The 1,150-nt window shown below is 66.2% G+C and carries 1 protein-coding gene; it reads left to right on the top strand.

Annotation, left to right across the window (positions count from 1 at the left end):
• Positions 1–14 precede the first annotated feature (14 nt).
• On the top strand, positions 15–1,150 hold a 1,136-nt coding region (locus tag ACFV6V_RS31140; protein ID WP_385571189.1), incomplete at its 3' end, for an amino acid adenylation domain-containing protein.

The following is a 1,150-nucleotide window of genomic DNA, read 5'->3' as shown; positions in this document are numbered from 1 at the left end:
TGGTGGTGGACGGTGTGGAGACGGCGGGCCCGCTGAGCGAACCACTCGGGCACCCCGACGACCTCGCCTACGTCATCTACACCTCCGGCTCCACCGGCCGACCCAAGGGCGCGATGGTCCACCGCCTCGGCATGGACAACCACCTCCTCGCCAAAGTCGAAGACCTCGGCCTCACCCACACCGACACCATCGCCCAGAACGCCTCACTCACCTTCGACATCTCCGTCTGGCAGATGCTCAGCGCACTCGTCACCGGCGGCCGCACCATCGTCATCAACGACGACACCGCACTCGACGCCACCCAACTCTTCACACACACAACAACAACAGCCACCACCATCCTGGAAGTCGTCCCCTCCCTGCTCCGCGCAACCCTCGACGCCTGGGACACACTCCACACCACCCCCGAACTACCCCACCTGCGATGGCTCGTCGTCACCGGCGAAGCACTCCCCCCAGACCTCTGCACCCGATGGCTCGCCCGCTACCCGCACATCCCCCTCATGAACGCCTACGGCCCCACCGAATGCTCCGACGACGTCACCCACGCCGTCATCACCAACACATCCGAAATGAACGCCGCACGCGCACCCATCGGACGAGCCATCCGCAACACCCAGCTCTACGTCCTCGACCCCCAACTCCAACCCGTCCCCATAGGCGTACCCGGAGAACTCCTCGTCGGAGGCACCGGCGTAGGACACGGCTACCTCAACGACCCACAACGCACCGCCACCACCTTCATCCCCGACCCCTACTCCGATGTGCCGGGCGCACGCCTCTACCGCACCGGCGACATAGTCCGCTACCTCCCCGACGGACAACTCGAATTCCTCGGCCGACGCGACCACCAAGTCAAAATCCGCGGCCAACGCATCGAACTCGGCGAAATCGAAGCAGCCCTACGCACCATCGACGGCATCACCGACGCCGTCGTCACCACCGCCCCCGACCACCACGGACAAACCCGCCTCGCCGCCTACATCAGCGGCACAGCCAACCCCACCGCCGTACGCACAGCAGCCACCACCGCACTACCCGACGCCATGGTCCCCTCAGCCATCACCCACCTCGACACACTCCCCCTCACCCCCAACGGCAAAATCGACCGCGCGGCCCTCCCCGCCCCGGAATTCGCCGACCACACGGA

It is taken from the genome of Streptomyces sp. NPDC059828 (assembly GCF_042731955.1).
Lineage (GTDB): Bacteria > Actinomycetota > Actinomycetes > Streptomycetales > Streptomycetaceae > Streptomyces.
The sequence above is the reverse complement of the archived record's forward strand: the minus strand, read 5'-3'. Positions and strand labels throughout refer to the sequence as shown.